Genomic DNA, 17,878 nt, shown 5'->3' on the forward strand with positions numbered 1-17,878 from the left:
CCTAAACGGTGAAGCTCTCGCCGCAGCCGCAGCTGCCCTTGGCGTTGGGATTGTCAAAGACGAACCCCTCGGCGAAATCGTCGACCTTCCAGTCCATGGTCGATCCGATGAGGTAGAGGATCGATCCGGCGTCGACGTAGAAGGTCCCGCCCGGCGTTTCGATCTTCTCGTCCGCGCGATTCTCTTGCGTGACGTAATCGACCGAATAGGCGAGGCCCGAACAGCCGCGGCGCGGGGTCGACAGCTTGACGCCGATGGCGCCGTCGGGGGCGTTGGCCATCAGCCTGGCGATTCGATCTTCCGCCGCAGGGGTCAGGATGATCGCGGCGGGACGAGGGCGGCGGGTCTTTGCGTCCGCCATCAGAGCATCCCCAGTTCGAGGCGGGCTTCGTCGCTCATCTTCGACGGGTCCCAAGGCGGATCCCAGACCAGCTTCACTTCGGCGTCGCGAATGCCGGGAACCGAAAGGACGCGAAGCTCGACCTCACCCGGCATGGATTCGGCAACCGGACAATGCGGCGTGGTCAGCGTCATGGTGACGACCGCGTCGCCATCCTCGCTGATCGCGACGTCGTAGATCAGGCCGAGTTCGTAAATGTCGACCGGGATTTCGGGATCGTAGATCGATTTGAGCGCCTCGATCACCGCTTCCTGCAACTGGCCGCCGGGCGCGTTGGTATCGAGCGCCGGCTTCTGCTCGGCCAGGAATCCGGCGAGATAGTCGCGCTTGCGCTCGACTTCCGGAGTCAGGCGGGCGCGCGGCGGGGTTTCCACCGCACTCACTTCCTCGACCTCGATCTTCTTTTCCTCGTTCATCCGAAAATCCGTTTCACCTTATGCAGCCCGCGAAGCAGCGCCTCGATATCGCTGGCATCGCTATGGGCGGCGAAGCTTGCGCGGGCGGTGGCGGGAACGCCGAGATGGTCCATCAGCGGCTGGGCACAATGATGCCCGGCGCGCACCGCCACGCCTTCGTCATCCAATATGGTGCCGATGTCGTGCGGATGAACCCCGTCGAGCGCGAAACTGACGATGCCCGCGCTGTCGTCCGGCCCGAACAGGGTGATGTCGTTCATCCCGCGCAGCGCGTCGCGGCAATCGCGGACCAATGCGCTTTCGTGCGCGTGAAGCGTGTCCAGACCGATGCCTTGCGTCCAGTCGATCGCCGCATGGAGGCCGACCGCGCCGACGATGTGCGGCGTGCCGGCTTCAAAGCGGGCGGGCGGGGGTAGGAAGGTGGTGCGCTCGAACGTCACCCGGTCGATCATCGCACCGCCGCCCTGGTACGGGGGCATGGCGTCGAGCAGTTCCTTACGGCCCCACAGCACGCCGATGCCGGTCGGGCCGTAAAGCTTGTGGCCGGAGAAGGCGTAATAGTCGCAGCCGATGTCCGCGACGTCGACCGACAAGCGCGGCACGGCTTGGCAGCCGTCGAGCAGAAGCTTCGCGCCGACCTTGTGTGCGACGCCGGCAGCGCGTTTGGCGTCGAGGATCGAGCCTAGAACGTTCGACACATGGGCGAAGGCAACGATGGCGTGGGTCTCGTTGGCCATCGCCTCGGCGGCGTCTAAGTCGATGCGGCCGTCTTGGGTCAGCGGCACGACGTCGATTTCGTAACCCGCCAGCTGCCACGGCACGATGTTGCTGTGATGCTCGAGCTGGCTGAGCAGCACGCGATTGCGGTCCCCGCGCGGATGGCAGGTTGCAACCAGGTTGATCGCCTCGGTCGCGCCGCGGGTGAAGATGGTCTCGTCGGCCTGCCCGCCGATCAGCGCGGCCGCCGCGCCGCGCGCCGCTTCGAAGCTCTGCGTCATCGCCGCCGACCGCTCGTAAACGCCGCGATGCACCGTCGCATAATCGCGGCCGTAAGCGGTCGCGATGGCGTCGATTACCGCCTGCGGTTTCTGCGCGGTCGCGGCGCTGTCGAGATAGTGCCAGCCCGTGATCGCCGGGAACTGGTCGCGAACATTGAGCGCGGACGTGAGTGGCGCGACGACGTTCACTTAACCACCTCGCGCAGTGTGTTGCGGGCGGCGACGGCGATCTCGCTATCCTCGCCCAGCACGTCCCACAGGCCGCCGACGAATCCCTCCAGCAACACCGCCTTGGCCGTCGCCGGATCCATCCCGCGCGCCATCGCATAAAACAGCTGGTTGGCGTCGAGCTCGCCGACCGTTGCGCCGTGCGCGCACTTCACATCGTCAGCGTAGATTTCCAGTTCGGGCTTGGCGTTAGCGGTCGCGCCGCGATCGAGTAGCATTGACTTCACCGACTGCTCGCTGTCGGTGTGCTGCGCGTCGCGCGCCACCGCGACCTTGCCGAGATAGCTGCCCGTGGCAGTATCGCCGAGCACGCTGCGCACCGTCTGACGCGACGTCGCATTGGGTTCGACATGGAGCACCGTCGTGACGATTTCGAGCGTAGAATCGCCGCTGCCGATCATTGCCGCATCGAACTGGAAATCGGCGCCGTCGTGCAGCGTCACATCCAGCTCAATGCGACCGTAACGCGCTGCATTATTGAGCGCGAAAATATGCGCCGACGCGCCCGCTGCCACCGTCATTTCAACGCGGCGAATGTCGATCGCTTCGCCGCTCGGCAGCCAAATTTGCTGCAGCGTTTGCTGCGCAGCAATTTTGATGGTCAGTGGCGGCGACAGCGCATCCCAAACCTCGCCAAGTGCGGCGATATCGGCGTAGCGAAACGCCTCGTCCTTTCGTGTCGGCAGAGCCGTCACGCGGCGACCTCCGCATAGCCTTCGCGTTCGAGTTCGTGAGCCAGTTCGGGGCCACCCGAACGAACGATCTTGCCGGCGCTTAGCACATGCACGCGGTCGGGTTTCACGTAATCGAGCAGGCGCTGGTAATGGGTGATCAAGAGCACCGATTTATCCGGCGCGCGCATGATCGAATTGATGCCTTTGCCAACGGCTTTGAGCGCGTCGATGTCAAGGCCGCTGTCGGTTTCGTCGAGGATGGCGAGCTTGGGGTCCATGATGCCCATCTGCACCATTTCCGCGCGCTTCTTTTCGCCGCCCGAAAAGCCGACATTGACCGGCCGCTTAAGCATCTCCGCATCCATGCCGAGCAGCGCGGCCTTTTCCTTGGCGAGCTTGATGAAGGCGCCGCCCGACAGTTCCTCCTGCCCACGCGAACGGCGCTGCGCGTTCAAACTTTCACGCAGAAACTGAAGATAACTTACGCCCGGGATTTCGACCGGATATTGGAAGCCGAGGAATAGCCCCGCCGCCGCGCGTTCGTGTGGCTCGAGGGCGAGCAGGTCCGCGCCGTCGAACGACACGCTGCCGTCGGTCACTTTGTAGCCGGGTCGACCGCCGAGGACATAGGCCAGCGTCGACTTGCCCGCGCCGTTGGGGCCCATGATGGCATGGACTTCGCCGGTCGGTACAACGAGGTCCAGTCCGCGAATGATCGGCTTGTCCGCGACGGTCGCGTGGAGGTTGGAAATTTCAAGCATCATAAAGCCCTGGGATAGGAAATGGCGACCTTGGCGGCATCGTCAACGAAGCCTTCGTCCGGTCGATTGTGAGGCGTTTGCTGGGTCGTGAAATAGCGTAACGATGATTCTGCCGATCCGGCCGACCGAACCGCTTCCGGCATGGGCTGCTCGAACCACCAGGCTTTGACGCTGGAAAAATCGTGACACGCCGCACTAGGCTCGAACCGTCGGGCCAGCGCGATCAGCTCGCTCATCGGGTTCATCGACTGGACCTCGCTTCGAAACGACGTTCCGCCAGCGCGGCTATCTGCCGGTCGCGCTCCGATGTCAGACAGACCAGCAAGTCCTTATCGACAGCGGCCATCAGCGCCTTTCGCTGATCCTTTCCAACGCCGCGTTCCTGCGCGGCAGCGATCCGCGGCATCATCTGGTTCATGCAGGTCACGACGCTGGCGCAGCCGATGGCATCGATGTCCGCGTCACCACTTGATTTGCTGGTCTTGCAGGTCGCGCCCTTATCCGACGCGTGCGCGTTTCCTTTCCACGTCTCGAGCTTGCGCGACATGACCACGACTTCAGCAGGGTCGGCTGTCGGCCCCATCGACGGCGCGGCCAACATGGAAAGAATGAACAACGCGATCACCCGACGCTTCCTTCAAGATTGATGCCAAGCAGCTTCTGCGCCTCGACCGCAAACTCCATCGGCAATTGCTTCAGCACCTCGCGGGCGAAGCCGTTGACGATGAGGGCGACCGCCGCTTCCTGGTCCAGCCCGCGGGCCATGGCGTAGAACAGCTGGTCCTCGCTGATCTTCGACGTCGTCGCTTCATGTTCGACCTGCGCGGTCGGGTTGCGGACTTCGATGTAGGGCACGGTGTGCGCGCCGCATTCAGGCCCAAGCAGCAGGCTGTCGCACTGGGTGAAGTTGCGGACGTTTTCAGCGCCCGGCATGACCTTCACCAGCCCGCGATAGGTGTTGTCGCTGCGGCCCGCGGAAATACCCTTGCTGACGATGGTCGAACGGCTTCGCGGGCCGATGTGGACCATCTTGGTGCCGGTGTCGGCCTGTTGGCGGTTGTTGGTCAGCGCGACCGAGTAGAATTCGCCGACGCTGTCCGCGCCCTTCAGGATGCAGCTGGGATATTTCCAGGTGATGGCGCTGCCGGTTTCGACCTGCGTCCAGCTGACCTTGCTGCGGTCGCCCGCGCATAGCGCGCGCTTGGTCACGAAATTGAAGATGCCGCCCTTGCCCTCGGCATCGCCCGGATACCAGTTCTGGACGGTGGAATATTTGACCTCGGCATCCTCCAGCGCGACGATTTCGACCACCGCGGCGTGGAGCTGGTTTTCGTCGCGCATCGGCGCGGTGCAGCCTTCGAGGTAGGACACGTAGCTGCCCTTGTCGGCGACGATCAACGTGCGTTCGAACTGCCCGGTGTTCTCCGCATTGATGCGGAAATAGGTGCTGAGCTCCATTGGGCAGCGCACGCCTTCGGGGATGTAGACGAAGGTGCCGTCGGAAAAGACCGCGCTGTTGAGGCACGCGAAATAATTGTCGCGCTGGGGCACTACGCTGCCGAGATATTTGCGGACGAGATCGGGATATTCCTTCACCGCCTCGCTGATGCTGAGGAAGATGACGCCGGCTTTTGACAGTTCGTCGCGGAAGGTGGTGGCGACGCTGACGCTGTCGAACACCGCGTCGACCGCGACCTTGCGCGCACCTTCGACGCCGGCGAGCACCTTCTGCTCCTCGATCGGAATGCCGAGCTTTTCATAGACGCGCAGGATTTCGGGATCGACCTCGTCCAGGCTGCCCAGCTTCGGCTTGGCCTTGGGCGCAGCGTAATAATAGGCGTCCTGGTAGTCGATGGCGGGAATGTCGAGCTTGGCCCAGTCGACCTCCTCCATCTCCAGCCAGGCGCGATAAGCCTTCAGCCGCCAGTCGAGCATCCATTCCGGCTCGCCCTTCTTGGCGGAGATGAAGCGGACGATGTCTTCATTGAGACCCTTGGGCGCGAATTCCTGCTCGATGTCCGAGCTGAAACCCCACTCATAATCCTTGGCGATCGCCTCGCGGGCCTGCTTGTTGCTCACCACTTCGGTCATCGCGCCAGCTCCTCGAGGCTGACCGCGCCGAGCGCGCCGCGCACCGCGTCGCCGACCACGCTCATGTGCGGCTTGACCCGGCAATGGGCGTCGAGCGCGCAGTCCGACGGACCGTCGTTGCTGGCGCACTGCGTCAGTTCGAACGGGCCTTCGACCGCTTCGATTATGTCGGCGAGCGTGATGTCGGGCACCGACTTGGCCAGCGCATAGCCGCCGCCGGCGCCGCGCTGCCCGATCAGCAGGCCGGCGAGCGCCAGGCGCTGCATGACCTTCTGCGCGGTGGGCAGCGGCACGCCGGTGTCGTCGCTGAGCTCGGTCGCGCTGAGGCGCGCGTCGGGGCCGCGGCGCGCGGCTGCGGTCATCATCACGACCGCATAATCGGCAAGGTGGGTGAGTCGCATTTCAATTAAGACTATATCGTTCCGAATTGCCTCTGGCGAGGTCGGGATACGAAATCAAGCCCAAGGAAGGAGTTGCGTTCGACCGCGCGGCTGGCTTAGCGCGCGACCATGGGCCTTTATCAATTCGCACGTCCGCTGATTTTTGCGCTCGACGCCGAAACGGCGCACCGTGCGACCGTCGGCGCATTGGCCCTGTCGCCGACCATGCCGCTACCCGAATTTCCTGGGTCGTTGGCCATCGACGTGGCGGGGCTTCGCTTTCCGTCGCCGGTCGGTCTGGCGGCCGGGTTCGACAAGAATGCCGAATGCCCGGACGCGATGCTGGGCCTTGGCTTCGGTTTCGTCGAAGTGGGCACGGTGACGCCGCAGCCGCAGGCCGGCAACCCGCGGCCGCGCCTTTTCCGGCTGAAAGATGACCGAGCGGTGATTAACCGCATGGGCTTCAACAACGAAGGGCAGGCGGCAGCGCTGGAGCGGTTGGGCAAGCGCAAACGGAGGGGGATCGTCGGGGTCAATATCGGCGCCGACAAGGACAGCGCGGACCGCATTGCCGACTATGCGGCGGGCGTCCGCACCATGTCGCAGGTTGCCGATTACCTGACCGTCAACATCAGTTCGCCCAACACGCCGGGCCTGCGCAACCTGCAGGCGGGCGGCGAACTTGTGGAATTGCTGGCAGCGGTAAAAGAGGCGCGAACGGTCAGCATTCCTGTCTTTTTGAAGGTCGCTCCCGATTTGGAGGCTGGGGACCATGCGAGGATCGTCAAGGCGGCGGTCGACAGCGGGATCGATGCGCTGATCGTCAGCAACACGACCATCTCGCGCCCCGCGCTCCGCTCGCCGCAGGCGGGCGAGCAGGGCGGCTTGTCCGGAAGACCTCTTAAGGCGTTGGCACTCGACCAGCTCAAGGCGTTCCGCGTGGAGACGGGCGGGCAGTTGCCGCTGATTGCGGCCGGCGGCATCGAGAATGCGGACGACGCATGGGACCGTCTGGGTGCCGGTGCGAGCCTCGTCCAGCTCTATTCGGCGCTGGTCTACGAAGGGCCGGGGCTGGCCAAGCGGATCGCCGGGGGCCTCGCCGCGCGCCTGAAACGCGAAGGCATGTCGTCGCTCGCCGACCTGATCGCCTAGCGTTTCGGCGCGAGCAGCAGCACCACTCCCTCGCGGCGAGGATCGAAGCCACCATCGACGCGGCCGTCGCGGATCAGCACGCCATGCACGCCGCTGTCCTCTCCGACGCCTGGCTTCAGGTCGATGCCGCGCGCGCGCAGCGCATCGAGGGTCGCCGCGCTGAACTTGGTCACTTCGCCGTTGAAGGCCGCACCGCGCGCGACGAGGTTGGGTTGGGCCAGCGCCTCCTGCATCGGCAGCTTCCAGTCGACGGCCGCGACCAGCGACTTGGCGACATAGGCGATGATCGCGTTACCCCCGGCGCTGCCGATGGCCCCGGCGAATTGGCCGTCGGGGGTCAGCAGGATCGTCGGCACCATCGACGAGCGGGGCCGCTTGCCCGGCGCCACCGCGTTGGCCGCGGGCCGCCCGTCGGCGCCGATCGGGCTGAACGAAAAATCGGTCATCTGGTTGTTGAGGAAGAAGCCGTCGACCATCCGCCCCGATCCGAAAATCGATTCGACCGTAGTGGTGATCGACACCACATTGCCGTCGGCGTCGCGGACGATGAAATGCGATGTTCCGGCGGGTTCGCGGGTGAGATCGGCAGCCAGTTGCGGCGCCCCGGCCGGCGTGCCGGCCTTGGGCGGCGACATGGCGATCGTGCCGATCAACGTCGCCCGCTGGTCGAGATAGGCGGGGTCCAAAAGTCCGGCGACCGGCACGTCGGGCACATCACCGACATATTGGTCGCGGTCGGCATACATCAGGCGGCTCGCCTCTGCGAACAGGAACCAAGCCTGCGGATCGCCGGGACCGCGCCGGGCGATGTCGGTACGTTCGAGCAGGCCGAGCAGTTCCAGCAGGCCGACCCCGCTCGACGGCGGCGGCGGGACACAGGCGCGATACGTGCGCCAGTCGCGGCAAAGCGGCTCCCGCTTCACCGGTCGATAGGCGGCGAGGTCGGCCATCGTCATCGAACCGGGATAGTCGCCCTGACGAACGCGCTCGACGATCCGCGCACCGGTCTGGCCGCCGTAGAGCGCGGTCGGCCCCTGCTCCGCCAAACGGCGCAGGAAATCGGCATAGGCAGGATTGCGCAGCGTGTCGCCGGCGCGCAGCAAGCCGCCGCCGGGTCTTGCGAAATAGGCGAGGACGTCAGGCGCGCGATTCTCGGCGTAATCGCCTGCAATCAACCGGGCGAGACGCGGGCTGACGACGAAGCCGTCGGCGGCGGTGCGCTCGGCGCTGCCGAACAAAGTGCGCCACTCCAGCTTGCCATGGTCGCGCTGCGCCATCGCCAGCATGGCCACCGCACCCGGCACGCCGGTCGCGCGGCCGCTTAGCACCGCGGTGTCGAACGGCAGTGGCTTGCCAGCGGCGTCGAGGAACATCGAGGGGCTGGCTTGCGCGGGTGCCGTTTCTCGTCCGTCGTAAATCGTCACCTTGCGCGCGGCCGCGTCGTAGTAAGTCATGAACGCCCCGCCGCCGAGGCCGCTCGATTGCGGCTCGACCAGGCTGAGCATGGCCTGGACCGCGACCGCGGCGTCGACCGCACTGCCGCCACGTTCCAGCACCTCCATCCCGGCGCGCGCGGCGAGCGGGTTGGCTGCGATTACGAATCCTTGTTGCGTAGCAGGCGGGGGCGATGACGGGACGGTCGCGCAGCTGGCGACGAGCGAGGCGGCGGCGATAGCGGCAATCAGGCGTGCGAACATGGCGGCCACGCTAGTGGGCTTTGGCGGCTGGCGAAAGTCTGCCAATCGGCTAAAGAGGCCGGCTTGAATGGCGTCCGCCAAGAGACGTCGGCGAATAGAGGATGACCATGGCGCGATCGGGCCGGACCGAACTCGAACATTTTCCCAACCTCGTCACCATGTTCCTGACGCGGGCCAGGGAGCATCCGCAAAAGCCGTTCCTGTGGAAGAAACGCGAAGGCCGCTGGCAATCGATCAGCTATGGCGAAGCCGCGCGAATGGTGGCGTCGCTGGCAGACGGACTGAAAGAACTCGGCCTCAAGACGGGCGACCGGGTCATGCTGGTCAGCGAGAACCGGCCTGAATGGCTGATCGCCGACCTCGGGATCATGGCGGCGGGCTGTGTGACGGTGCCGACCTACACCACCAACACCACCCGCGATCACCAGCACATCCTGGCCAACAGCGGCGCGTCGGCGGTTATCGTGTCGACGCAAAAGCTGGCCAAGCCGTTGTTGCCAGCCGTGCTGTTCGCCAGCGATTGCCATCACATCATCTCGATCGACGACATCATCACCGGCCAGTCGGCTGAAGTCGCGCAATTCCATCACTGGAACGACCTCGTGCGTGACGGCGCCGATATCGCCGGGTTGGAAGCGGAGATGGCCAAGGTCGGCCGCGCCGACCTCGCCTGCCTGATTTATACCAGCGGCACCGGCGGGGCACCGCGCGGGGTCATGCAGCACCACGGTATGATTCTGCACAATGTCGAAGGCTGCATCGACGTCATCGCCAACGACTTCGGTTGGGACGACGAGGTTTTCCTTTCATTCCTGCCGGCCAGTCACGCCTACGAGCATAGCGGCGGACAGCATTTCCCGGTCGCGCTCGGCGCGGAGATTTATTACGCCGAAAGCCTCGAAAAGCTGGCGGCGAATATCGAGGATGTGAAGCCGACGATCATGGTCGTGGTGCCGCGGCTGTTCGAGATGCTGCGTGCCAAGATCATGAAGCAGGTTGAGAAGGACGGCGGCCTGCCCGCCTATCTGATGGGCCGTGCGCTTTCGATCGAAGGCAAGCGCTACCACGGCAAGTCCAATCCGCTCGACCTGCCGATGGACGGGCTGTTGTCGATCACCCTGCGCAAGAAGGTGAAGGCCAAGTTTGGTGGGCGAATGAAGGCGATGGTGTCGGGCGGCGCGCCGCTCAATCCCGATGTGGGCCTGTTCTTCCAAGCGATGGGCCTGCCGATGCTGCAGGGCTATGGCCAGACCGAGGCGGGGCCGGTGATCAGCTGCAATCGCCCGAGCGCGGGCATCCGCATGGACACCGTGGGCCCGCCGCTCAAGAATACCGAAGTGCGCATCGCCGAGGACGGAGAGATAATGGTCCGCGGCGAACTGGTCATGCATGGCTATTGGAAGAATGCGGAAGAAAGCGCCCGGGTGCTGATCGACGGCTGGCTCGCAACCGGCGACGTCGGCCACATCGACGAAAAGGGCCGGATCAAGATCACCGATCGCAAGAAGGACCTCATCGTCAACGACAAGGGCGACAATGTTTCGCCGCAGCGGGTCGAAGGCATGCTCACCCTGCAGCCGGAGATACTTCAGGCGATGGTCTATGGCGACCAGCGCCCGCACCTCGTCGCGCTACTGGTGCCCGACCCGGAAGAGATGCGGCGGTACAAGGATGATCCCGACGGGATGCAGAAGGCGCTTTCGAAGGCGGTGGACCGCGTCAACGCCGACGTCAGCGTGATCGAAAAGGTCCGGCGCTTCATCGTCGCTGACGAAGCCTTCAGCGTCGACAACGAGATGCTCACGCCGTCGATGAAGATCCGCCGCCACGTCATCGGCAAGACCTATGGCGAGCGCCTGAACGCGCTCTACCACAAATAGGTCAAGGCTTGGTGTAGGGAACGAAGTCGCCAAACACGCAGGCACCGCCCTGCATTCCGGTACGCAGGTCGACGAGCTGGCTGATATCCCCGCTGCACAGCTGGTTGGTGCCATATTGTTTGGTGACCAGCGTGAACGATCGGTTGGCCAGCCCGGTGCAGGGCGCTCGCGGCCGCTGCAGGTAGATGGTCTTGCCGTCGCGGTAGAGGAAGGTCCGGTCGTCGACCACTTCCATCTGGGTCGCGCGATAGTTGGGGATGCAGCGCAGCGGAGTCCCGGCGGTGCGGCCGGCCAGCGTCACCGCCAGTTCCTGCTCGGTACGCAGTTCGGCCTGGCGCTGCGCCTCCGGATTGACGGCACAACCGGCCGCCAACAGGGGGAGAAGGGATGCGGCGAGAATGGGTCTCATGGTGACGCCCTCCTATGGACTGTTGCTAGAAATGATCCTTGGCCCGTCTGAGTTCCGCGAACTCGCCCGCGTCGGCGGCGCGGACGAAGGGGTTTGTAGCCTTTTCCAGCGCGACCGTCGTCGGCACCGTCGACAAGTTCTGCGATCTTGCCGCCTCGACATCGGCCAGCCGCGCGGCGATGGCCGCATCGTCCGGCCTGGCATGGGCCGAGAAGCGCGCATTCGACAGCGTATATTCGTGCGCGCAATAAATTTGCATGTCGTCCGACAGGTCGGCGAGGCGGCGGAGGGACGCGTACATCTGGTCCGCCGTTCCTTCGAACAGGCGGCCGCAGCCCATCGCGAACATCGTGTCGCCGACGAAGGCGACCCCTGCCTCGCGGAATATGTAGGCGATGTGGCCCAGCGTATGGCCCGGCACTTCCCATACCTCTGCGTCATGGGCGCCGACGGAAATGCGGTCGCCTTCTTTCAGGGGACGGTCGATCGTCGGGATGCGGGCCATTTCTGCGGCCGGGCCATAGACCGTCGCGCCGGCATCCTTCACCGCCTGGTTGCCGCCGGTGTGATCGGGATGCCAATGGGTGTTGAGCACCTTGTCGATGGTCCACCCGCGCGCATCGGCGGCGGCAAGCACCGCGTCGGCATCGCCCGGATCGACCACGGCGGTTTCACCGCTCGCCGCGTCGTGCAGCAGCCAGAGATAATTGTCGCTGAAGGCCGGAACAGCGACGATTTCCAGGCCTTGCATTACCAGCTGCCGGTGTTGGGCATCGACGCCCATGGTTCGGCTGGGTCCTTGTGCCCCTTTTGCAGCAGTTCCACCGAAATGCCGTCGGGCGACTTCACGAAGGCCATATGGCCGTCCCGCGGCGGGCGGTGAATGATGTGGCCGGCGTCCTGCAGCCGCTGGCATGTCTGGTAGATGTCGTCGACCCGAAAGGCGAGGTGGCCGAAATTGCGTCCGCCGCTGTAGGTTTCCGGCGCACTGCCGTCCTTGGGCGGCCAATTGTACGTCAGCTCGACCTCCGCGCTGGCGCGGTCGCTGCCGTCGATCACGTCTTCCGGTGCGGCCAGGAAAATAAGGGTGAAGCGGCCGGCCTCATTTTCCATTCGCCGCATTTCCTTGAGGCCCAGCAGCGTGAAGAAATCCACCGCCGCATCGGGATCGGCCACGCGGATCATGCTGTGCAAAAACTTCATCGGTCGGTCCTTGTTGCTGAAGCGCCTAGATGGGCCGTCGGATCGCCGATGCAAGGCATGTCAGGGCTGCGGGTCGGCCGGGCCTTCGCCGTCCCCGTCGGGCCGCTTGGCAACTTCGTTGGTGACCGTCAGCGGTACGTCGAGCATCGACAGGGCATCGCGCGCCGCGGCACCTGTAGAGCCTGCCGGGTCGGCCGCAACCGCCTTTTCCCAATAATTGCGCGCCTCCTTGTCGTCGCCGGCGGCCTTGGACACATGGCCCGCTTCGAAGAGGACGAGGGCCGATCCGGGTGCCATGGTCAGTGCCCGGTTGATCGTCGCGCGGGCCAGCGGGATATTGTCCTCGCGGATCGCCAGAGCGGCCGAAAAATACCACAGAAACGGATCGGCCGACACGGTTTCGGCGGCCTTGGTGACCAGCGCGCGAGCGGCCTTGAGGTCGCCAGCTTCCTCGGCCGCCCGCGCCCGGTCGAGCTGCGCAAGGCCGAGCTGGGTGCCGCTGAGCGTTCCGCCCGCCAGCGCCTTGTCGAGCGTAGCGGCAGCCTTTTTCCCGTCGCCGGCGGCGATCCACATATTGCCCGCGGCCGCGAGCGCCTGGTCGCGCCGAACACCGGCAAGGCCCGCGGCTGCCTGTTCCAGCAGCGACGCGCTCTCGGCAGGCCGGTTGTCACGTGCGGCCTGGGCGGCTCGGCAGCTCAGGCTGTCGACGGTTTCGTTGACGGCGCAGGCCACGGCGGAGGCATTGGGGTAGGGCAAAGGCGCCGGACTGGCGGCAAATAAGGCGGCGACGAGGATCAACGAATTAGCTCCAGCAGGCCGGCAAGCTCCACAAGGATCGCGTGGATCTCATGCGGCTCGCTCAGGCGGTGACCCCCGTTCTTGATCAGTCGAAGCTGCACATCGGCTGAACCGAGGTCGGCCATCAGCCTGATGGGTACCCCCATCGGGACGTCTTCGTCCTTTTCGCCGTGCACCAGGCGCACCGGCTGGTCGAGCGCAACCGTTTTGTAGAGCAGGCGCAACGCCGCGCCCGATTCCCAGAAGGCGCGGTGGGTCACCATTGCATCGGGACCATAAGGCGTGGGTCGTTCGAGCCGGCCTGCTGATGCCAGTTGCTGTTTTTCCTCGGCCGTGAAGCCCCAGTCGGTGAAGTCGGGTGCGGCGGCGATGCCCATCACCGCCCGGACCCGATCCGGCCGCTGTAGGGCGGCGTGGAGCGCCAGCCATCCACCCATCGAGGAACCCGCGACGATCAGTGGTCCCTCGGTGAGGAGATCGATGGCAGCGAGCGTCTCTCCCAGCCAGCGATCGAGCGTTCCGTCAGCGAAATTGCCCCCCGACGATCCCGTTCCGCTGTAGTCGAGGCGAAGGCATCCAACCTCCCGCGTCGCGCAAAAGGCGTCGATGCTTTCCGCCTTGGCGCCTTCCATGTCACTGGCATAGCCCGGCAGGAACAGGACCGTCGGCCTACCTTCGCCGGCCTTGCGGTGACGGGTGGCGATACGCCGTCCGTCGCCGGGATCGAAGTAGGATAGTGGCGGCGGCGCTATGTCGAACATCGGCATGCCCTACCCCTGCCGTGCAAAGCAGGGGCGGGCAAGACTAGTTGCGGCTCGGGTCGGCGCACGCTGCTTTCAGCGCGGCGAAATCCTTGGCCGGCATGGCCGGACTGCGCTTTAACGAGCCAATGCGTTTAGTTCCGCTTGGAACAGGTCGGGCCGATCGATCATGATGAAATGGGCGGTGTTCGCTACCGGGACGAGACGGGCAGCCGGCTGGGCCGCGTAATCGGTGACGTAGCGGTGCTGGGCCTTTTCGGGGTCTTGCGCCTGATACAATACTACCATCGGCACCTCGATGGCGGCGATGTCCCCCCGCAGGTCGGTCATCAGGTCTTCATACACCGCCTGCGCGACCACCGCCGGATCGGCCTTCAGCGCCCAGTTGGCGATTTTCATGCGGGCTTCGGGTGTCGCAGCCATCCCGCCGCCAGGATCTTTGCTGACGCCGCGTACGGCGGCGGCTTTCATCGCCTCGCGGTTGGCCAGCATTTGCGTCTTCATCATGTTGGCTTGAGGCGTCACGCTTTCGACCGTCGCCTTGTCGTCCAATACCGTGCCGAAGAACGGGAGTGCGTCCACTACCATGATGCCTTTGACCTGATCGGGTCGGTCGAGTGCGAACTTCATCGCCAGCAACCCGCCGAAGCTATGCCCGGCAACGATCGCCTTGCCGATGCGGCGCGACGTCAGGTCTGCGGCCAAGTCGGCGACTATGCCGTCGATCAGGCCCGGCCCCTCGTTGGCAGGTGTCGGGACTCCTTCGAAGCCCTTGACTTCGACGACCAACAGGCGGTGGTCAGTCCGCAAGGCGGCGACTGTTTCGTCCCAGACCGCGCCGGGCGTCGACATGCCGGGGATCAACACGATCACCGGGCCCTTCGTCCCATAAAGTCGGGTGCGGATGTGGTCGTGTTCGGTCGTCGCGGCCTGCGCGGCGGCCAGCGGTTGGGCGGCGACGGGCGAGCAAGCCGCGGGCGCGAGCAGTGACGATGCGGCGGCGGCCGTGACAAGGGTCCAGATTTTCATGACTATTCCTTCGACGGGGAGACGAAGACGTTTTCGATGCTGGTGTCGAACAGTTCGGCGATGCGGAATGCCAGCGGCAGCGACGGGTCGTACTTGCCGGTTTCGATCGCATTGACGCTTTGACGCGACACCTCGAGCCGGTCGGCAAGGTCCTGCTGGCTCCAGTCGCGCTCCGCGCGCAGGACCTTGAGGCGGTTCTTCATGCGCAGTTGCCCGCGGTGCCGAACTGCACGCGATTGGCCGCGGCCCCGACGCCCAGGCCTGCGAACCAGAGAACTGGGGCCCAATAGAGATCGGTCCGCGGCAGCACGTCGAACGACGACAGGAACCCGTGAACGGCGCAAATTGTCAGCGCAAAGCCGGTCGCAACGATCATTTGCCGGACCATCAACATGCGCAGGAACTCGTCTTTTTCCTCGATCAATAAACGCCCGATGGCCCAGAAAACGCCGATGATCGGCAGTGCTGGCAATACGCCAAGGACATAGGCTTCGACGCCGACGACACCGCCGTTCTTGAAGCGTGTCACGACGCCGAGCAGGATGAAGATGTAGCTGCCCATGAAAAGCGCCATGCGCCGCACATAATTGCGGTGGGCGACCGACTTGATCATCGCCATGGTCTACGCATCCACCGAACGGCCGCAACGACCGAGGTAGAAGCTGGACGTCGCCGCCGGTACGACCAGCAAAGCGGTTTGTAGCACTTTCGCATCGACGAAGTCGAAGATGGTGAGCGCGGCGAGTGCCATCATCGCAGCCGCGATGCAGATTCCCGACTTTAGTTGTGCATCCATGTCAAACGTCCTTTTCTCAATGACAAGGAGACTTTACTTTTAGCATTGTGGGTATGTCAAGCATCATTGACAAAATGTCGCGTGACCTTGAAGTTTCTGATTTCGTGGCGATTTTTGACGCCGAACAATTGCCCCGCCGCGGCGTTCGGCCATACATCCGTCGCATTGCGGCGACATCGCCCGCCGCGAATCAGATATTCGGGACTTTAGTGATGACCTCCATCGATCCGCTGCCGGCCGTGACCTTCATCATCGAATGGGAAAACGCCATCGATGTCGAGGATGACTGGACCGCAAAGGCGATGCTCGCGCTTGAGCGCGAGATCCGCGACGTCGCGCCGCGCATGCCGCAAAAGCCGCGCGTCATGTATCTTTACGACAAGAATGAAGTCGCGCCCGGCACGGTCGAAGGGGTGATTGGCACGGTCGCACCGGGCCTGAAAGACGTTGCCGACCTGGAGGTCATTCCGACCGACGGCCTCACGTATTACAAGCTTAAGAATTACGGCATCGCCCGGTCCAGGACCGAATTGTCGGTGATGGTCGACAGCGATGCAGGTCCGCAGCCCGGCTGGCTCGATGCCTTGCTGAAGCCTTTCGCTGATCCCGAAGTGATGGCGGTCGGGGGCTTTACCGTGCTCGGCCACGAAACCTTGCTCGACAAGGCGATGGCGCTGAGTTGGGTGTTCAACCTGCCGAACGAGCGTACGCAGACCGAGAAGCGCAACAAAATTCACGTCAACAACTGCGCGGTACGGACCGACTTTTTCCGGGCCAACCCGTTCCCGGACCTGCCGGCCTTCAAGAAGCAGTGCGTATTCTGGTTGAAGGGCATCACCGCGCGCGGTCACAAGTTCGTCCGCACCGCCGACGCGATGGCGATCCATGCGCCGCATCCGGGTTGGAAGTTCCTTGCCTGGCGCGCCTGGACCGGCGGCTACGACAGCGATTTCGCCGGCTATCACAGCTTTTCGAAGAACCGGGTAGGCCGGTTCGTCTATGCCTTCTGGCATTTCGTGCGGAAGCTGGTGCGGTCGTGGAAGAATATCCTGCTCAAGGGCGGCAAGGTCGACCTGCCGATCTGGCAGCGTCCATTCGCGATGCTGATCTCGCTCGGCTTCTACTTCGTGATGCTGATCGGCCAGCTGGCCAGTGTGTTCAGCCGCAGCTTCGGCCCGTTGCCCGACGTCAGGCCGCTGGAGCCGGTCGCCGCCTAGTCGCCGGAAAAGTCGCGGCGCCTTGTCGCGACGCGGAGCAGACCTTGCGCGACCAGCGGCGGCAAGGCCGCCCAGCCAAAGGTCGAGGCAAGGGTCGACGCGTCCGAACGTAGCTTGCCGAATTTACCCTTGCCGGCGAGCCGGGCCAGATGGCGCGCCACATCATAGGCAAGGCCCTGCCGGAACACCGGGTCGCTGCTATATTCCGGATGGCGCGCATGAAAGGCGAGCAGGGATTCGGTGAAATTGCCGAGGCCTGCGGAAATCGCATCGTTCGAATAGCGCTTGATCCACCAAACGTCGTCGCGACAGGCCATGCGCCCGACCTTGGCCAACCGCAGCAGGAAGTCGAAGTCCTGCCGCCGCTTCAACGCCTCGTCGAATCTACCGGCACGAAGCGCGGCGTCGCGGCGAACCATGATGCCCGGTGTCGCTTTCCAGATGCGGCGGGTGAACAGCGCCTCGAGGATCGCCCGATTGTCGTCGAGGACCGGGTTGAGCATGTCGGCGTCGGGCTTGCGTCCGTCGGGATAGACCTTGCGGAAGCTGTCGATCAGCACATCGAATTGCGGGTGAGCGGCGAACCAGTCGACCACCTTTCCCAATTTCATCGGGAGATAGGCATCGTCGCTGTCAAGGAAGGCGAGCAGATCGGCGCGGGATTCGTCGATCCCACGGTTGCGGGCGGCATTGCCGCCCATGTTGCGGGGTTGGCGGGCAAGGCGGATGCGAGGGTCGTCATAGGCCGCGACGACGTCGGCGGAGCCGTCGGTCGATCCGTCGTCGACCACGACCAGTTCCCAATCGCCGAAATCCTGCGCGACGACGCTGTCGATCGCGTGGCCTACAAGGTCCGCGCGATTGAATAGCGGCATGATCACGGAAATGGCGGGCAAGGGGCGTCCTTCGACTTTTACCCATTGCTGGTGCCAAAGGCGGCGACGCAGGGCAAGCGAGACCATTGAAGCCGTTGCTGCACTGCACTAGG

The 17,878-nt window shown here is 64.4% G+C and carries 23 protein-coding genes; 3 read left to right on the forward strand and 20 right to left on the reverse strand.

Translation table 11 applies throughout. The features are described 5' to 3' along the window. Position 1 precedes the first annotated feature (1 nt). From G570_RS02840 to G570_RS02880, 9 genes are read right to left on the reverse strand one after another with little or no spacing between them, the layout of a single operon-like run. On the reverse strand, positions 2-361 hold the full coding sequence (locus G570_RS02840) for a HesB/IscA family protein (protein WP_037498939.1): 360 nt from the start codon (positions 359-361) through the stop codon (positions 2-4). Further along, a complete protein-coding gene (locus tag G570_RS02845; protein ID WP_037498942.1) occupies positions 361-816 on the reverse strand; it encodes an SUF system Fe-S cluster assembly protein in 456 nt (151 codons plus the stop codon). The genes G570_RS02840 and G570_RS02845 overlap by 1 nt, the downstream gene beginning before the upstream one ends. Then, positions 813-2,003, reverse strand: a complete 1,191-nt coding sequence (locus G570_RS02850; RefSeq protein ID WP_037498945.1) for a cysteine desulfurase — start codon at positions 2,001-2,003, stop codon at positions 813-815. Before G570_RS02850 ends, G570_RS02845 begins: the two co-directional genes overlap by 4 nt. Beyond that, positions 2,000-2,737 carry a SufD family Fe-S cluster assembly protein gene (locus tag G570_RS02855; RefSeq protein ID WP_037498948.1) on the reverse strand — a complete coding sequence of 246 codons (738 nt, stop codon included), beginning with the start codon at positions 2,735-2,737 and terminating at the stop codon, positions 2,000-2,002. Before G570_RS02855 ends, G570_RS02850 begins: the two co-directional genes overlap by 4 nt. After that, positions 2,734-3,477, reverse strand: coding sequence for a Fe-S cluster assembly ATPase SufC (gene sufC / locus G570_RS02860; RefSeq protein ID WP_037503541.1), 744 nt, complete (start codon positions 3,475-3,477; stop codon positions 2,734-2,736). The genes G570_RS02855 and sufC overlap by 4 nt, the downstream gene beginning before the upstream one ends. Continuing rightward, positions 3,477-3,713 (reverse strand): hypothetical protein, encoded by a 237-nt coding sequence (locus G570_RS02865; protein WP_156930295.1) that lies wholly within the window; start codon positions 3,711-3,713, stop codon positions 3,477-3,479. Before G570_RS02865 ends, sufC begins: the two co-directional genes overlap by 1 nt. A 5-nt stretch (positions 3,714-3,718) precedes the next feature. Continuing rightward, a complete protein-coding gene (locus tag G570_RS02870) occupies positions 3,719-4,102 on the reverse strand; it encodes a hypothetical protein (protein ID WP_037498953.1) in 384 nt (127 codons plus the stop codon). Continuing rightward, on the reverse strand, positions 4,099-5,568 hold the full coding sequence (gene sufB, locus G570_RS02875) for a Fe-S cluster assembly protein SufB (protein ID WP_037498957.1): 1,470 nt from the start codon (positions 5,566-5,568) through the stop codon (positions 4,099-4,101). The genes G570_RS02870 and sufB overlap by 4 nt, the downstream gene beginning before the upstream one ends. Beyond that, positions 5,565-5,969, reverse strand: a complete 405-nt coding sequence (locus G570_RS02880) for an RrF2 family transcriptional regulator (protein ID WP_037498960.1) — start codon at positions 5,967-5,969, stop codon at positions 5,565-5,567. The genes sufB and G570_RS02880 overlap by 4 nt, the downstream gene beginning before the upstream one ends. A gap of 108 nt (positions 5,970-6,077) precedes the next feature. On the opposite strand from G570_RS02880, the gene G570_RS02885 reads away from it, so the two are divergent. Next, a complete protein-coding gene (locus tag G570_RS02885; RefSeq protein ID WP_037498963.1) occupies positions 6,078-7,100 on the forward strand; it encodes a quinone-dependent dihydroorotate dehydrogenase in 1,023 nt (340 codons plus the stop codon). Here the strand turns inward: G570_RS02885 and ggt are convergent. Further along, positions 7,097-8,797 carry a gamma-glutamyltransferase gene (ggt, locus tag G570_RS02890; RefSeq protein ID WP_037498966.1) on the reverse strand — a complete coding sequence of 567 codons (1,701 nt, stop codon included), beginning with the start codon at positions 8,795-8,797 and terminating at the stop codon, positions 7,097-7,099. The two genes, G570_RS02885 and ggt, sit on opposite strands and share 4 nt — an antisense overlap. Positions 8,798-8,898: 101 nt before the next feature. Between ggt and G570_RS02895 the strand changes: the two genes are divergently transcribed. Next, complete coding sequence (locus G570_RS02895) at positions 8,899-10,677, forward strand: AMP-dependent synthetase/ligase (protein WP_245600249.1); 1,779 nt, start codon at positions 8,899-8,901, stop codon at positions 10,675-10,677. Between the two features lies 1 nt (position 10,678). Here G570_RS02895 and G570_RS13040 read toward each other — a convergent pair whose 3' ends face one another. From G570_RS13040 to G570_RS13565, 9 genes are all read right to left on the reverse strand, one after another. After that, on the reverse strand, positions 10,679-11,086 hold the full coding sequence (locus tag G570_RS13040; RefSeq protein ID WP_156930296.1) for a hypothetical protein: 408 nt from the start codon (positions 11,084-11,086) through the stop codon (positions 10,679-10,681). Between the two features lie 25 nt (positions 11,087-11,111). Next, on the reverse strand, positions 11,112-11,870 hold the full coding sequence (gloB, locus tag G570_RS02905) for a hydroxyacylglutathione hydrolase (protein WP_245600250.1): 759 nt from the start codon (positions 11,868-11,870) through the stop codon (positions 11,112-11,114). Then, complete coding sequence (locus G570_RS02910) at positions 11,837-12,289, reverse strand: VOC family protein (protein ID WP_037498969.1); 453 nt, start codon at positions 12,287-12,289, stop codon at positions 11,837-11,839. The genes gloB and G570_RS02910 overlap by 34 nt, the downstream gene beginning before the upstream one ends. 60 nt (positions 12,290-12,349) lie before the next feature. Beyond that, the gene (locus G570_RS02915; RefSeq protein ID WP_156930297.1) at positions 12,350-13,087 is read right to left on the reverse strand and encodes a tetratricopeptide repeat protein; all 738 of its coding nucleotides are present in this window, start codon (positions 13,085-13,087) and stop codon (positions 12,350-12,352) included. Further along, positions 13,084-13,854 carry an alpha/beta fold hydrolase gene (locus tag G570_RS02920; RefSeq protein WP_037498971.1) on the reverse strand — a complete coding sequence of 257 codons (771 nt, stop codon included), beginning with the start codon at positions 13,852-13,854 and terminating at the stop codon, positions 13,084-13,086. Before G570_RS02920 ends, G570_RS02915 begins: the two co-directional genes overlap by 4 nt. A gap of 111 nt (positions 13,855-13,965) precedes the next feature. Next, positions 13,966-14,877 (reverse strand): alpha/beta fold hydrolase, encoded by a 912-nt coding sequence (locus G570_RS02925; RefSeq protein WP_051503978.1) that lies wholly within the window; start codon positions 14,875-14,877, stop codon positions 13,966-13,968. A 2-nt stretch (positions 14,878-14,879) separates the two neighbouring features. Beyond that, positions 14,880-15,080 carry a helix-turn-helix transcriptional regulator gene (locus G570_RS02930; RefSeq protein ID WP_037498973.1) on the reverse strand — a complete coding sequence of 67 codons (201 nt, stop codon included), beginning with the start codon at positions 15,078-15,080 and terminating at the stop codon, positions 14,880-14,882. Further along, entirely contained in the window at positions 15,077-15,496 is a 420-nt protein-coding gene (locus G570_RS02935; RefSeq protein ID WP_037498975.1) for a hypothetical protein, read from the reverse strand. The genes G570_RS02930 and G570_RS02935 overlap by 4 nt, the downstream gene beginning before the upstream one ends. A gap of 3 nt (positions 15,497-15,499) precedes the next feature. Continuing rightward, positions 15,500-15,673, reverse strand: coding sequence for a hypothetical protein (locus G570_RS13565; protein WP_156930298.1), 174 nt, complete (start codon positions 15,671-15,673; stop codon positions 15,500-15,502). Positions 15,674-15,885: 212 nt separating this feature from the next. Here G570_RS13565 and G570_RS02940 point away from each other — a divergent pair, with 212 nt between their 5' ends. Further along, positions 15,886-16,890, forward strand: coding sequence for a hypothetical protein (locus G570_RS02940; protein ID WP_156930299.1), 1,005 nt, complete (start codon positions 15,886-15,888; stop codon positions 16,888-16,890). Here G570_RS02940 and G570_RS13045 read toward each other — a convergent pair. Further along, positions 16,887-17,786, reverse strand: coding sequence for a glycosyltransferase family 2 protein (locus G570_RS13045; protein ID WP_169731723.1), 900 nt, complete (start codon positions 17,784-17,786; stop codon positions 16,887-16,889). The genes G570_RS02940 and G570_RS13045 overlap by 4 nt on opposite strands. Between the last annotated feature and the right edge of the window lie 92 nt (positions 17,787-17,878).

This window comes from Sphingomonas jaspsi DSM 18422, assembly GCF_000585415.1.
Taxonomy (GTDB): Bacteria; Pseudomonadota; Alphaproteobacteria; order Sphingomonadales; family Sphingomonadaceae; genus Sphingomicrobium; species Sphingomicrobium jaspsi.

Coding starts and splice junctions, on each gene's coding strand:
- G570_RS02840 (WP_037498939.1), bottom strand. CDS start 361: ATGGCGGACGCAAAGACCCGCCGCCCTCGTCCCGCCGCGATCATCCTG.
- G570_RS02845 (WP_037498942.1), bottom strand. CDS start 816: ATGAACGAGGAAAAGAAGATCGAGGTCGAGGAAGTGAGTGCGGTGGAA.
- sufC (WP_037503541.1), bottom strand. CDS start 3,477: ATGCTTGAAATTTCCAACCTCCACGCGACCGTCGCGGACAAGCCGATC.
- G570_RS02865 (WP_156930295.1), bottom strand. CDS start 3,713: ATGAGCGAGCTGATCGCGCTGGCCCGACGGTTCGAGCCTAGTGCGGCG.
- sufB (WP_037498957.1), bottom strand. CDS start 5,568: ATGACCGAAGTGGTGAGCAACAAGCAGGCCCGCGAGGCGATCGCCAAG.
- G570_RS02880 (WP_037498960.1), bottom strand. CDS start 5,969: ATGCGACTCACCCACCTTGCCGATTATGCGGTCGTGATGATGACCGCA.
- G570_RS02885 (WP_037498963.1), top strand. CDS start 6,078: ATGGGCCTTTATCAATTCGCACGTCCGCTGATTTTTGCGCTCGACGCC.
- ggt (WP_037498966.1), bottom strand. CDS start 8,797: ATGTTCGCACGCCTGATTGCCGCTATCGCCGCCGCCTCGCTCGTCGCC.
- G570_RS02895 (WP_245600249.1), top strand. CDS start 8,899: ATGACCATGGCGCGATCGGGCCGGACCGAACTCGAACATTTTCCCAAC.
- G570_RS13040 (WP_156930296.1), bottom strand. CDS start 11,086: ATGAGACCCATTCTCGCCGCATCCCTTCTCCCCCTGTTGGCGGCCGGT.
- gloB (WP_245600250.1), bottom strand. CDS start 11,870: ATGGGCGTCGATGCCCAACACCGGCAGCTGGTAATGCAAGGCCTGGAA.
- G570_RS02910 (WP_037498969.1), bottom strand. CDS start 12,289: ATGAAGTTTTTGCACAGCATGATCCGCGTGGCCGATCCCGATGCGGCG.
- G570_RS02920 (WP_037498971.1), bottom strand. CDS start 13,854: ATGCCGATGTTCGACATAGCGCCGCCGCCACTATCCTACTTCGATCCC.
- G570_RS02925 (WP_051503978.1), bottom strand. CDS start 14,877: ATGAAAATCTGGACCCTTGTCACGGCCGCCGCCGCATCGTCACTGCTC.
- G570_RS02930 (WP_037498973.1), bottom strand. CDS start 15,080: ATGAAGAACCGCCTCAAGGTCCTGCGCGCGGAGCGCGACTGGAGCCAG.
- G570_RS02935 (WP_037498975.1), bottom strand. CDS start 15,496: ATGGCGATGATCAAGTCGGTCGCCCACCGCAATTATGTGCGGCGCATG.
- G570_RS13565 (WP_156930298.1), bottom strand. CDS start 15,673: ATGGATGCACAACTAAAGTCGGGAATCTGCATCGCGGCTGCGATGATG.
- G570_RS02940 (WP_156930299.1), top strand. CDS start 15,886: ATGACCTCCATCGATCCGCTGCCGGCCGTGACCTTCATCATCGAATGG.